Origin of the sequence: Thiopseudomonas denitrificans, assembly GCF_002866065.1 — a bacterium.
GTDB classification, from domain to species: Bacteria; Pseudomonadota; Gammaproteobacteria; order Pseudomonadales; family Pseudomonadaceae; genus Thiopseudomonas; species Thiopseudomonas denitrificans.
The window spans coordinates 391,532-404,962 of sequence record NZ_LNJZ01000005.1 but is presented as its reverse complement, the minus strand read 5'-3'; the positions used below and the strand labels follow the sequence as shown (position 1 = coordinate 404,962).

General features: G+C 59.7%; 10 protein-coding genes, 2 tRNA genes and 1 pseudogene. 6 read left to right on the top strand and 7 right to left on the bottom strand.

Going from position 1 to position 13,431, the window contains the following annotated elements; genetic code table 11:
- Nucleotides 1–65 precede the first annotated feature (65 nt).
- The gene (gene thrH / locus AR306_RS05195; protein WP_101496474.1) at nucleotides 66–683 is read right to left on the bottom strand and encodes a bifunctional phosphoserine phosphatase/homoserine phosphotransferase ThrH; all 618 of its coding nucleotides are present in this window, start codon (nucleotides 681–683) and stop codon (nucleotides 66–68) included.
- A gap of 162 nt (nucleotides 684–845) precedes the next feature.
- Here thrH and AR306_RS05190 point away from each other — a divergent pair, with 162 nt between their 5' ends.
- The 4 genes from AR306_RS05190 (at nucleotide 846) to AR306_RS05175 (ending at nucleotide 3,587) form a co-directional block, all read left to right on the top strand.
- Nucleotides 846–1,580 (top strand): phosphoadenylyl-sulfate reductase, encoded by a 735-nt coding sequence (locus tag AR306_RS05190; protein WP_101496473.1) that lies wholly within the window; start codon nucleotides 846–848, stop codon nucleotides 1,578–1,580.
- A 64-nt stretch (nucleotides 1,581–1,644) separates the two neighbouring features.
- Nucleotides 1,645–1,721 (top strand) — tRNA-Met (locus AR306_RS05185).
- A gap of 72 nt (nucleotides 1,722–1,793) precedes the next feature.
- Nucleotides 1,794–2,723, top strand: coding sequence for a 1,4-dihydroxy-2-naphthoate polyprenyltransferase (locus AR306_RS05180; RefSeq protein WP_206167964.1), 930 nt, complete (start codon nucleotides 1,794–1,796; stop codon nucleotides 2,721–2,723).
- A 9-nt stretch (nucleotides 2,724–2,732) separates the two neighbouring features.
- Entirely contained in the window at nucleotides 2,733–3,587 is an 855-nt protein-coding gene (locus tag AR306_RS05175; RefSeq protein WP_101496472.1) for a bile acid:sodium symporter family protein, read from the top strand.
- A 3-nt stretch (nucleotides 3,588–3,590) separates the two neighbouring features.
- Here the strand turns inward: AR306_RS05175 and AR306_RS05170 are convergent, their stop codons facing one another.
- From AR306_RS05170 to AR306_RS05155, 4 genes are all read right to left on the bottom strand, one after another.
- Complete coding sequence (locus AR306_RS05170; protein ID WP_101496471.1) at nucleotides 3,591–4,130, bottom strand: cytochrome b; 540 nt, start codon at nucleotides 4,128–4,130, stop codon at nucleotides 3,591–3,593.
- Between the two features lie 125 nt (nucleotides 4,131–4,255).
- Nucleotides 4,256–7,330 (bottom strand): efflux RND transporter permease subunit, encoded by a 3,075-nt coding sequence (locus tag AR306_RS05165; RefSeq protein WP_101496470.1) that lies wholly within the window; start codon nucleotides 7,328–7,330, stop codon nucleotides 4,256–4,258.
- Nucleotides 7,327–10,395, bottom strand: coding sequence for an MdtB/MuxB family multidrug efflux RND transporter permease subunit (locus AR306_RS05160; RefSeq protein ID WP_101496469.1), 3,069 nt, complete (start codon nucleotides 10,393–10,395; stop codon nucleotides 7,327–7,329). The genes AR306_RS05165 and AR306_RS05160 overlap by 4 nt, the downstream gene beginning before the upstream one ends.
- A gap of 6 nt (nucleotides 10,396–10,401) precedes the next feature.
- Nucleotides 10,402–11,610: an efflux RND transporter periplasmic adaptor subunit gene (locus AR306_RS05155; protein WP_133539725.1), complete on the bottom strand. Its 1,209-nt coding sequence runs from the start codon at nucleotides 11,608–11,610 to the stop codon at nucleotides 10,402–10,404.
- 112 nt (nucleotides 11,611–11,722) lie between these two features.
- On the opposite strand from AR306_RS05155, the gene AR306_RS05150 reads away from it, so the two are divergent.
- Nucleotides 11,723–12,316 carry a type I restriction endonuclease subunit R, EcoR124 family gene (locus AR306_RS05150; protein WP_206167963.1) on the top strand — a complete coding sequence of 198 codons (594 nt, stop codon included), beginning with the start codon at nucleotides 11,723–11,725 and terminating at the stop codon, nucleotides 12,314–12,316.
- A gap of 88 nt (nucleotides 12,317–12,404) precedes the next feature.
- Here the strand turns inward: AR306_RS05150 and AR306_RS13710 are convergent.
- Both AR306_RS13710 and AR306_RS05140 read right to left on the bottom strand, forming a co-directional pair.
- Nucleotides 12,405–12,563 (bottom strand): annotated as a pseudogene (locus AR306_RS13710) (integrase); the annotation flags it as partial.
- A 182-nt stretch (nucleotides 12,564–12,745) separates the two neighbouring features.
- Nucleotides 12,746–12,832 (bottom strand) — tRNA-Leu (locus AR306_RS05140).
- Nucleotides 12,833–13,130: 298 nt separating this feature from the next.
- On the opposite strand from AR306_RS05140, the gene AR306_RS05135 reads away from it, so the two are divergent.
- Nucleotides 13,131–13,379, top strand: a complete 249-nt coding sequence (locus AR306_RS05135) for an Lpp/OprI family alanine-zipper lipoprotein (RefSeq protein ID WP_101496467.1) — start codon at nucleotides 13,131–13,133, stop codon at nucleotides 13,377–13,379.
- Nucleotides 13,380–13,431: the final 52 nt, after the last annotated feature.

Here is a 13,431-nt window from a genome sequence, read left to right as displayed (position 1 = left end):
TGCTGTATCGGCATCAGCCCAGCGAACTTGAAAACCTGCCCGCGTTACCGGCAGGTTTTGTGCCGTTACAGGCTCAGCTTGCGGCTGGAAGCCTTGATGAACTCCTTTTTCAGCTCCTCGAAGGTATGTACCGCCGGAAACTGCGGGAACTCGGCAATCACATTGTCCGGTGCGTGGAACAGGATGCCGGCATGGGCCTCGGACAGCATGGTGGTGTCGTTGTAGGAGTCGCCGGCAGCAATCACGCGGTAATACAGGCTCTTGAAGGCCAGCACCGACTGACGCTTGGGGTCTTTCTGGCGCAGCTGGTAATCAACCACACGATCGGTTTCATCCACCACCAGCTTGTGACACAGCAGCGTCGGAAAACCAAGCTGGCGCATCAACGGCTGGGAAAACTCGTAAAAGGTATCGGACAGAATCACCACCTGGAAACGCTCGCGCAGCCAGTTGACGAACTCCACCGCGCCATCTAGCGGCTTGAGGGTGGCAATGACTTCCTGGATGTCGTTCAGTTTCAGGCCATGCTCGTCCAGAATGCGCAGGCGCTGCTTCATCAACACGTCGTAATCGGGAATATCGCGGGTAGTCGCCTTCAAGGCATCAATACCGGTTTTCTCGGCAAACGCAATCCAGATTTCAGGTACCAATACCCCTTCAAGGTCCAGGCAAGCAATTTCCACAGAGTCATCCTCAATTCAAGAGTCGGGAGCAGGCCGGCAAACAGCCGTGCAGCGATTGTATGAATATAGCCAACCTTTCTAAAAAGCAGGCCACATTCAAGATATTTTGCATATGGATTTTGTTAGAATGGCCATTCTAACCGATCTATACAAGACAGTGTTATGCCGCTTACCCCCAACATTCAAGCCCTGCAGCTTGCCTGCAATGAAAAAAGCCCGCAGCAGATCCTGAAAACCGCCATCGACACCTTTGGCGACCAGCTGTGGCTTTCCTTCAGTGGTGCCGAAGACGTCGTTCTGCTCGACATGGCCCGCAAGATCAATCCGGCGGTTCAGGTGTTCAGCCTGGATACCGGTCGCCTGCATCCCGAAACCTACCGTTTCATCGAGCAGGTGCGCGAGCACTACAACATCCCGGTCGAAGTGCTGATGCCCGATGCCGATGCCGTCAACGCCATGGTACGCGACAAGGGACTGTTCAGCTTCTATCGTGACGGCCACCAGGAGTGCTGTGGCGTGCGCAAAACAGCCCCGCTGCGCAAAAAACTGGCAACCGTCGGCGCATGGGTCACTGGCCAGCGCCGCGACCAGAGCCCCGGCACCCGCAGCCAGGTAGCCGAAGTTGAGCTGGATACCACTTTTGCGTCCAGCGAGCGGCCGCTATACAAATTCAACCCGCTGGCCAACATGACCAGTGAGGAAATCTGGGCCTATATCCGCATGCTCGAACTGCCCTACAACAAGCTGCACGAGCAGGGCTATATCAGCATCGGCTGCGAACCCTGCACCCGCCCGGTGCTGCCCAACCAGCACGAACGTGAAGGTCGCTGGTGGTGGGAAGAAGCCACGCACAAGGAGTGCGGGCTGCATGCCGGCAACCTTGAAAGCGATCGCTGAAAGCATTTTCAGTCAGGGGCTTGACAGCCCGAAAACGCATCATTAGAATGCGCGTCCATTGATTGGCTACATAGCTCAGTTGGTTAGAGCGCAGCATTCATAATGCTGATGTCCCAGGTTCAAGTCCCGGTGTAGCCACCATATATTTAAAAGGGCCAGCATTAATTTGCTGGCCCTTTTTTTATGGTTTGAATTCTGAGTCGCCCCGAGCCAATGAGATCCATAAGCAGCACTGTATGCCCCTGGCTGGATGCCTGCCGCCCGAAAACCCTGCCTCTGGCCTGCATGTCGATACTGGTCGGCGGCGCCCTGGCCTTGTCTGCCGGTTCGTTTTCCTGGCCGGTGCTGGCACTTTCATTCTGGACTGCCGGCCTGTTGCAGGTTCTGTCGAACCTTGCCAATGACTATGGTGACGGCTTACGCGGAGTGGATGACAGTAATCGTCTGGGGCCGGTACGCGCCCTGCAAAGCGGTATGCTGACCCCGGCCCAGCTCCGGCTGTCGCTGTTTGTCGTAGCGGTTCTGGCCGTGGCCAGCGGGTTGTGGCTGATCCGTGTTGCCGGTCTGGATACTGCCGACCTGCTGGTTTTCACCCTGCTGGGCGTACTGTCCATCATCGCCGCGCTCACCTATACCCTGGGCCGCAAGCCTTATGGCTATGCCGGGCTGGGTGATGTCTCGGTATGGCTGTTCTTTGGCTGCCTGGGTGTGCTGGGCAGTTACTACCTGCATGGAGCCCCGTTGCATGCCGGGCTACTTTTGCCCGCCAGTGCCTGCGGCTTTCTCGCCGTAGCGGTGTTGAACGTGAACAACATGCGTGACATCGACAACGACCGGCGTCATGGCAAGTACACACTGGCCGTACGTCTGGGGCTGCCAAAAGCCCGCCTGTACCACCAGGCCCTGCTGCTGTCAGCCGTTGCGCTGTTTTTGGGTTACCTGGCCAACAACCGCATGGCGGCTTTCTATCCGCTTATGTTTCTGCTGATATCGGTTCCGGCTTACCGGCATGCCCGGGCCGTCCGCCGTGCCCCCACGCCCGGCCACATGGCCCCCCTGTTGCCAGCGATGGTGGGCTGCAGCGTGCTGGTCAACAGCGGCTTCAGCCTGATCCTGCTGGTACAGGCCCTGCTGGCCGCATAAGGAAAAACAATGCCGATCAATACCATTCTGCTGCCGCTGTGCCTTGCGCTGATGATGCTGGTGGTCGGCAGTGGCCTGGAGCCGGGGCATTTCAGGCCGCTCTGGCACAAACCCAAAGCCGCGCTCAGCGGCCTGCTGGCCCAGTTGCTGCTATTGCCGGCGCTGGCCTGGTTGCTGATCGTCCTGTTTAAGCTGCACGGTGCTCTGGCAATCGGCCTGCTGCTGGTGGCGGCAGCACCCGGCGGAGCCACCTCCAACCTGTTCAGCCATCTGGCACGTGGTGACGTGGCGCTGTCAGTCGCCCTGACTGCCTGCATGGGTCTGCTGGCCCCGTTCTGGATGCCATGGGCGGTACAGCTGCAACTGGGCTGGTTGGGCAGCAGTGCGGCATTCAAACTGTCTCTGCAGCAATCGGTGATGCAGCTGTTGCTGGTGACTGCCCTGCCCCTGTTGCTGGGCATGCTGTGGCGGCACATGGCCAAAAGCTGGGTCAGCCGTCACGAGCAACACCTCAAGAGGTTTGCCCTGCTGGTGTTATTGCTGATGATTTCCGCACTGGTGGCCGGCAACCTTCCAGCCCTGTCGACTGGCGCAACCCTGCAGGCAGCCATGCTGGTGACCCTGCTGGCAATGATGGCCCTGCTGATGGGCTTTTTGTTTGCCCGGTTACTGCGGCTTGATACGACGCAGGCCCGCACGCTGAGTTTTGAAACCGGCGTACAGAACGCCGGCATTGCCATGCTGGTGGCCTTCTCCCAGCTGCAACTGCCCGAAGCAGGGATGGTCGCCCTGCTCTACGGCTTGCTGATGAATATTCCTGCATTGCTGGCGCTGCTGGCGTTCAGCCGCAGCACCAGCCAATAACAGTCAGCCTCTCCGCGGCCACATGCTTTCAAACACACCATCATGGTCAAGCCACTTGTGCTTGAGCGCCATCAGGATGTGGCCGGCAATCATGGCACCACAAAACCAGGCCAGGCCAACGTGCAGCCATTTGGCTGCGTCATACAAGTCCGGCGCAGGCGCAACCAGCGGCGGCATCTGGAACAACCACAGGAACATCACAGGCTTGTCTGCCACCGAGCTCCACAACCAACCCGACAGGGGCAGGGCTACCAGCGCCACCACATAGATGGCCAGATGTCCCAGCTTGGCGGCCTGCTGCATTGCCGGGCTAATGCTGTCTGGCAATCCGGGAGAACCATGCAACAATCGCCAGACAATGCGCAGCGGCACCAGAACCACCAGCGTGATGGCCAGCGCCTTGTGTGTGATCGTCAAACCATGCTCCGGATTGATCCAGTCCCTGGCATATACCGCCAGCATGCCCGCCGACCACACCGCCAGCCAGATGGCAGCTGTCAGCCAGTGCAGAACCCGTGCCGGCTTGTTGTAGCTGTGATGCATTGTGTATTCTCCCGCTATCAAAATGTGCGGCCAGTCTACACAGCGCATCAATGAATGATTATCCGGGCAAAAAGGAATCAATGGTGCATCAGGACAACAATAGACATTAAGCCGGGCATGGCAACTCAGTCAGCCGTTGCCGACTCTGCCAGGCCTTTCCTGCGCTCAAAGCGCCGGCCCAGCCGGTCAAAGAACAGATAAACCGCAGGCGTGCTGTACAGCGTCAACAACTGGCTGAGCAGCAAACCGCCGACAATGGCCAGCCCCAGCGGCTGGCGCGTTTCACTGCCCTCGGCACCGCCGATCAGCAAGGGCAAGGCTCCCAGGATGGCAGCCAGAGTGGTCATCATGATCGGCCGGAAGCGCTGCACCGCCGCCAGCACAATCGCCTCCCGCGGTGCCTTGCCATCATCGCGTTGCAGATGCAGGGCAAAGTCGATCATCAGGATGGCGTTTTTCTTGACGATACCGATCAGCAGGAACAACCCCAGCAACGAAATCAGGCTGAACTGCCCGCCGGTCAGCTGGATGGCCAGCAATGCCCCCACGCCGGCCGACGGCAGGGTCGAGAGAATCGTCAGCGGATGCACATAGCTTTCATAGAGCACCCCCAGCACCAGGTACACAATGACGATGGCGATCAGCAACATGTAGCCCTGGCTGTTCTGCGACTGACTGAAAAAACCGGCGGTGCCGCCCAGCTTGCCCTGCACTTCGGTCGGCAGGGCTATCCGCGCCATGGCCTGCTCAATCGCCGCACTGGCCTGATCCAGACTGACACCTTCAGCCAGGGCAAAGCCGATGCTTTCCACCGCAAACTGGCCGTCATGCTGGACACTGTCGTTTTGCAAGCTGGCCTCCCAGCGGGTGAAGGCCGACAGTGGGATACGCTCCCCGTCGCTGCCAATGACCATGATCTGTTCCAGCACCTTGGGCGAGCCGGCAAACTCGGGATCGATCTCCAGCACCACGCTGTACTGGTTCAGCGTTTCATAAATGGTCGAGACCTGCCGCTGGCTGAAGGCGTTGTTGAGCAGCGCGGTCACCGTGGCCATATCCACGCCCAGACGGGCCGCCTGCGCACGGTCAATATCCAGGGTCAGCTGCTGGGCTCCGCGCCCTTCGCGGCTGTCAATGTCGGTCAGTTCCGGCAGGGCACGCAAGGCATCGCGCACTTTTGGCTGCCACTCGCGCAGGTCCTCCAGCTCGCTGGCCAGCAGTACGTATTCGTGCTGGGTATTGCCGCCCTCACGCCCGCCCAGCCACAGGTCCTGCTCGGGTGACAGGAACAGTCGCGAGCCGGGAATTTTCGGTATCTGATTGCGCAGGCGGTTGACCACGGCCTGCGCATCCGCCCGCTCGGCCACCGGGTTCAGGCGCACGATCAGGAAGGCATTGCTGCCGCCGCTGATGAAGCCGGCCACACTCTGCACATCCTTGTCCTTGAGCAACGCCTGGCGGTATTGCTCCATTTTCGGGCGCATGGTGTGGTAGGACAGGCCATCATCGCCACGGATATGGCCACGCAGCTGGCCGGTATCCTGTTGCGGCATGAAGGTTTTCGGCACCGCCATAAACAGCCAGACATTGGCCGCCAGCGTCAGCAGCAGGCCCAGCAGCATCCAGCGCTGATAGTTCAGCGTCCACATCAGGCTGCGCCGATAAGCAGCGAGCACCCGCGCGCCCCAGCGCTGCAGGGCATTGGGTGCTGGCTGCTGCTCTTCCACCCGCAGCCAGCGGGCACACATCATGGGTGTCAGGGTCACCGACACCAATAGCGAGATCAGGATGGCAGCCGTCAGGGTGATGGAAAACTCGCGAAACAGCCGCTCGACAATGCCGCCCATGAACAGGATGGATACAAATACCACCACCAGCGACAGGTTCATCGACAGCAGGGTAAAGCCGACCTCTTTGGCACCCAGCAATGCCGCCTGCATGGGTTTGAGGCCCAGCCGGATGTGCCGGGCGATATTCTCCAGCACCACAATCGCGTCATCCACCACCAGCCCGGTGGCGATGATCAGCGCCATCAGCGACAGGTTGTTGAGGGAAAAGCCCAACAGGTACATCACGGAAAAGCTGCCGATCAGCGATACCGGCACGGCAAAGGCCGGAATCACCGCCGCACGCCAGTGTCCCAAAAACAGCAGCACCACCACAATCACCAGCGCCGTGGCGATCAGCAACGAGCGTTCGGCCTCATGCAGGGTCGCGGTAATCACCGGCGAGCGGTCCATCGCCACCTGCAGCTGCACCGCAGCCGGCAGCACCGCCTGCAAGCCGGGAAGCTCGGCCTTGATGTCATCAATGGTGGCAATGATGTTGGCATTGGCCTGACGGTTGATCACCAGCAGCACCGCACTCTGATCATTGAAAAAACCGTTGTTGTAGCGGTTTTCGACATCATCGGAAATTCGCGCCACATCACTCAGACGCAGAATGGCACCATCACGCTCACGGATGATCAGTGGCGCATAGTCGGCGGCCTGATACAACTGGTCATTGGCCTGGATCTGCCAGTGCCGGCTGCCCTGCTCCACCTGGCCCTTGGGGCGCTGCTGGTTGGCGCTGGCAATGGCATCACGCACTTCGTCCAGCGCCACGCCATAATGTTCCAGCAAACGCGGTTCCAGCTCGACACGCACGGCCGGCAGCGATGCACCACCGACCTGCACATCACCCACCCCCTGCACCTGCAACAGTTTCTGTCCAACGATCGACTCGGCCAGGTCATACAGCTCGCCGCGCCCCAGTACGTCACTGGTCAGCGCCAGCACCATGATCGGCGACTGGGTCGGGTTGACCTTGCGGTAGGTCGGCATGCTGCGCATGCCGCTGGGCAACAGCTCGCGGGCGGCATTGATCGCTGCCTGCACCTCGCGGGCGGCAGCATTGATGTCACGGTCCAGATCGAACTGGATCATCACCCGGGTGCTGCCCTGGGAGCTGCGGCTGCTCATCTGGGTGATGCCGGCAATGCTGCCCAGCGCCCGCTCCAGCGGCGTCGCCACGGTGGCCGCCATCACCTGCGGGCTGGCCCCCGGCAGGCTGGCCTGCACGGTTATCACCGGAAAGTCCATGTCCGGCAGCGGTGCGACCGGCAACAGGCGAAAGCCGAGAATGCCCGCCAGCACAATCGCCACACTCAGCAGCATGGTCGCTACCGGGCGGCGGATGAAAGGCGCGGACAGGTTCACGCCAGCTGCTCCTGCGCCTGCTTGTTGGCCGGGCTGATGCGGTCAAAGAACAGGTAGATGACCGGCGTAGTATAGAGCGTCAGCACCTGGCTCAGCAGCAAACCACCGACCATCACCAGCCCCAGCGGCTGGCGCAGCTCGGCACCAGAGCCGGTGGCCAGCATCAGCGGCACGGCGGCAAACAGCGCCGCCAGGGTGGTCATCAAAATCGGCCGGAAACGCAACATGGCCGCCTGATAGATCGCCTCTTCGGCACTCATGCCCTGATGCCGCTCGGCCTCCAGCGCAAAGTCGATCATCATGATGGCGTTTTTCTTGACGATGCCGATCAGCAAGATGATGCCGATCACCGCGATCATGCTCAGGTCATTGCCGGTCAGCACCAGCGCCAGCAAGGCACCGATCGCCGCTGACGGCAAGGTCGAGAGAATGGTCACCGGGTGGATGTAGCTCTCATAGAGCACGCCCAGCACCAGATACATGGTCACCACCGCCGCCAGAATCAACCACAGCGTACTGGACAGCGAGGCGCGAAAGGCAGCCGCCGCCCCCTGAAAATGGCTCTGGATGGCCTCGGGCATTTCCAGTTGCTGCTGGGCCTGCTCGATCACCGTGACAGCGTCACCCAATGACACACCGGGCGCCAGGTTGAACGACACGGTAATCGCCGGAAACTGTCCAATGTGGTTGAGCACCAGCGGCGCGGACTTTTCTTCAATGCGCACCAGGCTGGCCAGTCGCACTGCCTGTCCGGCGCTGCCACGCACATGCACGTCCTGCAGGCGCGCCTGCGCATCGGCCGGGTCACCCATTGCTTCCAGCACCACACGGTACTGGCTGGTCTGCGTGAAGATGGTGGATATCTGCCGCTGCCCGAACGCATCGTACAGAGCATCGGTAATGGTACTGACGCTGATGCCCAGACGTCCGGCCTGGTCGCGATCAATGTCCAGATAATATTGCAACCCGTCGGCCAGCTGGTCGCTGGCTACGTCACGCAATTGCGGTTGCTGCTGCAGATGCTCGACCAATTGCGGCGTCCAGCTTTCCAGCAACTGCGGATCGGCCGACTCCAGGCTGAACTGGAACTGGGTACGGCTGACCCGGTCTTCGATGCTCAGGTCCTGCACCGGCTGCAGATACAGCTGGATGCCCATCACCCGGTCCAGCTGCGGGCGCAGGCGTTCGATGATCTGGCCGGCGCTCTCGCTACGTTCGGCAAAAGGCACCAGATTGATCAGCAAACGACCGGTATTCAGCGTCGGATTGTTGCCGTCCACGCCGATCTGGGTCGAAACGGACTGCACCGCCGGGTCCTGCAACAGCACTTCAGTCAGGCGCTGCTGGCGCTCGCTCATGGCGGCAAAGGAAATGCTCTGCGGCGCTTCGGAAATGCCCTGAATCACACCGGTGTCCTGCTCGGGGAAAAACCCCTTGGGCACGGCAATCCACAGCAGCGCGGTCACGATAAAAGTCGCTACCGCCACCAGCAGCGTCAACGCCTGATGCCGCAACACCCAGCCAAGGCTTTTGCCATAAGCGGCAATGATGCGGGTCAACCAGTCTTCCTGCGCTTGCTCCTGTTTGCCAGGCTTGAGCAGACGGGCACACATCATTGGCGTCAGCGTCAGGGAAATGACCAGCGAAATCAGGATCGCCACCGCCAGTGTGATGGCGAATTCGCGAAACAGCCGCCCGACCACATCCTGCATGAACAACAGGGGAATCAGTACCGCAATCAGCGAAAACGTCAGCGAAATCAGGGTAAAGGTGATCTGCTTGGCGCCCTTGAGCGCAGCATTCAGCGGCGTCTCGCCTTCTTCGATATGGCGGGCGATGTTTTCCAACATGACGATGGCGTCATCGACAACAAAACCGGTGGCGATGGTCAGCGCCATCAGTGTCAGGTTGTTCAGCGAAAAGCCGGCCAGATACATCACGCCAAAGGTGCCGATCAGCGACAGCGGCACGACAATCGACGGGATCAGCGTGGCGCTGAGTTTTTTCAGGAACAGGAAGGTCACCAACACCACCAGCACGATCGCCAGCACCAGCTCGAACTGCACATCTTTCACTGCCGCACGGATGGTTTGCGTGCGGTCGGTCAGTACGCTCACTTCGATGCCGGTCGGCATGCTGGCGACAATCGCCGGCAACAGGGCCTCAATACGTTCGACCACCTCGATCACATTGGCACCGGGCTGGCGCTGGATGTTGAGCAACACCGCCTGCTGCCGGTTGGCCCAGGCTGCCAGGCGCTCGTTTTCCGCGCCTTCGATGATGTTCGCCACATCGGCCAGACGCAGCACGCGGCCATCCTCATGTTTGAGGATCAGGCTGGCGTAATCCTCGGCACTGCGCAGCTGGTCATTGGCATCCAGCTGGGTAATGCGCGAAGGCCCGTCAATGCTGCCCTTGGGCTGGTTGACGTTGGCCCGGGTGATCAGGCTGCGCACTTCCGCCAGCGTCAGCCCGGCTGCAGCCAGCGCCTGCGGGTTGGCGCGGATACGCACGGCCGGGCGCTGGCCGCCGCCCAGACTGACCAGCCCCACCCCGCTGATCTGGGCGATTTTTTGCGCCATGCGCGTATCCACCAGGTCATTCACCTCCGGCAGCGGAATGCTGTCCGAGGTGATGGCCAGCGTCAGGATCGGGCTGTCTGCCGGGTTCACCTTGTTATACACCGGCGGTGCCGGCAGGTCGCCGGGCAGCAGGTTGGTGGCAGCATTGATCGCCGCCTGCACTTCCTGCTCGGCCACATCCAGCGACACCTCCAGGCTGAAGCGCAAGCTGATCACCGAAGCACCGCCCGAGCTGTTTGACGACATCTGTTCCAGCCCCGGCATCTGGCCGAACTGGCGTTCCAGTGGCGCGGTCACCGCGCTGTTCATGACCTGCGGGCTGGCACCCGGATACAGCGTCATCACCCGGATGGTCGGATAGTCCACCTGCGGCAACGCCGCCACCGGCAGTAATTGATAGGCAAGCACGCCCAACAGGAACAGCGCCACCATCGTCAATGTGGTGGCCACCGGACGCAGGATGAAAATACGGGAAAAATTCATGATGTGTTACTGCGGGCTGCGGCCGGCAGGATTATCCCGCCGGGCTGCCCCGTCCGGGCCATCTACGATTGGTGCCTGCGCTGCCGGTTCGCTGCTGCCATCGGCACGGATCACCTCGACCTTGCCGCCATCCTTGAGACGGTCAACCCCCTCAAGCACCACCCGCTCCCCCGCCTGCAAACCGCTGGTGACCAGGGTAAACTCGGCACCCCCCAGTCCCGTCTGCACCGGACGCATCCGCGCCTTGAGCTCCTCATCGACCACCCAGACAAAGCGTCCCTGGTTGCCAAACTGCAGCGCGTCATTGGGCACTTTCAGCACATTGTCATGCACCGCCAGTTGCAGGCGCACATTGACAAACTGCTGTGGAAACAGGCTGTTGTCTTCATTGGTGAAGCGGGCCTTGAGTCGCACGGTACCAGTATTGGCATCAACCTGGTTGTCCATGCTGTCAAACACGCCGGCAGCCAGCAGGCGCTGTTCGTCACGGCTCCAGGCCTCGACCGGTAACGGCTCTTCACTGCTGTCCAGAGCCTGCAACAGCTCCGGCAGGTATTGCTCGGCCAGGGTAAAACTGACCGCTATCGGCTGCTGCTGGGTGATGGTCGCCAGTACCGTGCTGCCCGCAGCCACGTTGTTGCCCACATCGACCGCGCGCAAGCCCAGACGGCCGGCAATCGGTGCGGTAATGCGACTGTATTCAACGTCCAGCCTGGCAGCATCACGCTGGGCTTCGCGCACCTTGAGCGTACCGCGCAACTGGCTGACCTGGGCCTGTTGCTGCTCAAGGGTCTGCTTGGCGATCGACTCATCCCTGATCAGGTTCTGATAGCGGCGCAGGTCCTGTTCGGCCTGCTGCAACTGGGCAGCGGTTTCCTGCAACGCCCCCTCCGCCTGCAACAATGCCGCCTGATAACTGCGGTCATCCAGCCGCGCCAGCACATCGCCCTGCTGCACCTGTTGCCCCTCGGCAAACAGCACCTCACGCAAAATACCGCTAACCTGGCTGGTGAGCTCGGTGCTGTTCCAGGCCGTCACCGTGCCCAGCGCCTTGATGGTACGGGCAAATTCGCCCTGCTCCAGCTGGTGTACGCTGACAGGCACCGCCTCCATCATGAAACCGCCACGCATGCCCATGGCCGGACGCCCTGCCGGCTGGGCCTGTTGACCCGGGCCAAACTGCTGCCAGCCCCAGTACCCCCCGGCCGCAAGCATAATGAGCACCAGCCAGAAACCGAATTTACGCAACAAAGATGAAGAGGAAGCAGAAGTTCGAGACACAACAGTCCAGCCCGTCAAATGAAATGCTGTAGAAGATAGCAGGCCATTGAAAAATATTCAGTGTGTTTACACTGCATTTACCCGCCTGTCCGCCCGATATTTCCTGCAAACCCACGGCAGTTGCAAAGATCACATTGACTGGAACGATGTGGTGTTTGAGGTGGACTTGCTCAAGTCGCAGGAAATCAACCTAGACTACATCCTTGAGCTGATTTTCGAGAAAAACAAACAGAACAAGGACAAATCTGCCCTGCTGGATGAAGTGCGCCGCCTGATCCGCTCCAGCCTTGGCAACCGCGCCAAGGAAAGCCTGGTGGTAGATTTCATCAACCAGGCCGACCTGGACCAGATCCCCGACAAGCCGGCCATCATTGAAGCCTTCTTTAGCTTTGCCCAAACCGAGCAAAAACGCGAAGCCGAAGAGCTGATTGCCAGCGAAGGCCTCAACGAAGCCGCCGCCAAACGCTACCTGCTGAACTCGCTCAAGCGTGAATACGCCAGCGACCACGGCACCGAGCTGAACGAAGCCCTGCCCAAAATAAGCCCGCTGAACCCGCAATACCTGACCAAGAAGCAGACGGTGTTCGAGAAAATTGCGGCCTTTGTGGAGAAGTTTAAGGGCGTGGGTGGGGAGGTTTGACCGATTAAAGGCCATAAAGCCCATAAAAGGCCAACGGAAGGGCCTTAAGGGCAAAGGAGCTACCCTCAAAAGGCTGCATGGCAAAAAGCTATGCAGTCTCCTTCCAGAGTGCCGAAAACTCATAAGGCGTCATGTACTCAGCCCGGCTCTGGTCCAGGTAATCAGCCCACCACTGGCATATTTTCAATCGTTCCTCCCAGTGTTCGGCCTTGTGTATGTAAGCCGCACGCACGCCATTGCGCTCCTGAGGGTAAACTCATTTGTCGAACCGGCCCTACCCCTAAAACCACCCTTATTATCTCGGGCTGTCCAGACATTCCAAAAAAACCATCTGACACCACCGGACACAAAAAAGCCCCGTAGAGACAGGGCTTTGGCGGTATTCATGGTACATCCTGAGATGCCCTGACAGAGTATGCAGTAATAAAATGGTGCCCGAAACCGGAATCGAACCGGTACGAAGTTGCCTTCGAGGGATTTTAAGTCCCTTGCGTCTACCTATTCCGCCATTCGGGCTGAATGACGCGCCATGCTGATGAATGGCAACAGGCGCAAAAATATATAGTGTTTGCCCGACAAGTTCAAGCTGATCGGCAAACAAGCAGTTAGCGGGCCCGGCAATGCTGCCATCTGCACATGGCAACATCGTGGAAAAACCGGCTGCATGCCGTTTTATCGGCTGCATCACAAACCGCTTCTGTTTGCTCAGGAACCAGTTTACTTACGCATGCAAAAGGGTAATATACGCAGTAGTCAGTCTGCATTGATGCGGACTGCTTTCCATGGAAAAACCCAACTCTCAAAGGGGAAAAAAATGAAAACAGCTCTGAAACTTTCTGCTCTGGCCCTGGCTGGCGTTCTGGCTACCGGTTGCTCCCTGACCAAAGAAGCCGATGCCCGCATCACTGCTTCTGAAGATGCAGCTGCCCGCGCCCAGGCTCGTGCTGACGAAGCGTACAACAAGGCCAACGAAGCCCTGTCCGCTGCCCAGCGCGCTCAGCAAACCGCTGACGAAGCCAACGAGCGTGCACTGCGCATGCTGGAAAAAGCCAGCCGCAAGTAATATTGCAGCCAGCAAAAAAGCCGACTTTCGAGTCGGCTTTTTTATGTCTGCG

Bases quoted from the DNA above. Each gene is read 5' to 3' on its own strand.
- AR306_RS05190 (WP_101496473.1), top strand. From the start codon at position 846: ATGCCGCTTACCCCCAACATTCAAGCCCTGCAGCTTGCCTGCAATGAA.
- AR306_RS05180 (WP_206167964.1), top strand. From the start codon at position 1,794: ATGAGATCCATAAGCAGCACTGTATGCCCCTGGCTGGATGCCTGCCGC.
- AR306_RS05175 (WP_101496472.1), top strand. From the start codon at position 2,733: ATGCCGATCAATACCATTCTGCTGCCGCTGTGCCTTGCGCTGATGATG.
- AR306_RS05170 (WP_101496471.1), bottom strand. From the start codon at position 4,130: ATGCATCACAGCTACAACAAGCCGGCACGGGTTCTGCACTGGCTGACA.
- AR306_RS05160 (WP_101496469.1), bottom strand. From the start codon at position 10,395: ATGAATTTTTCCCGTATTTTCATCCTGCGTCCGGTGGCCACCACATTG.
- AR306_RS05155 (WP_133539725.1), bottom strand. From the start codon at position 11,610: ATGCTTGCGGCCGGGGGGTACTGGGGCTGGCAGCAGTTTGGCCCGGGT.
- AR306_RS05135 (WP_101496467.1), top strand. From the start codon at position 13,131: ATGAAAACAGCTCTGAAACTTTCTGCTCTGGCCCTGGCTGGCGTTCTG.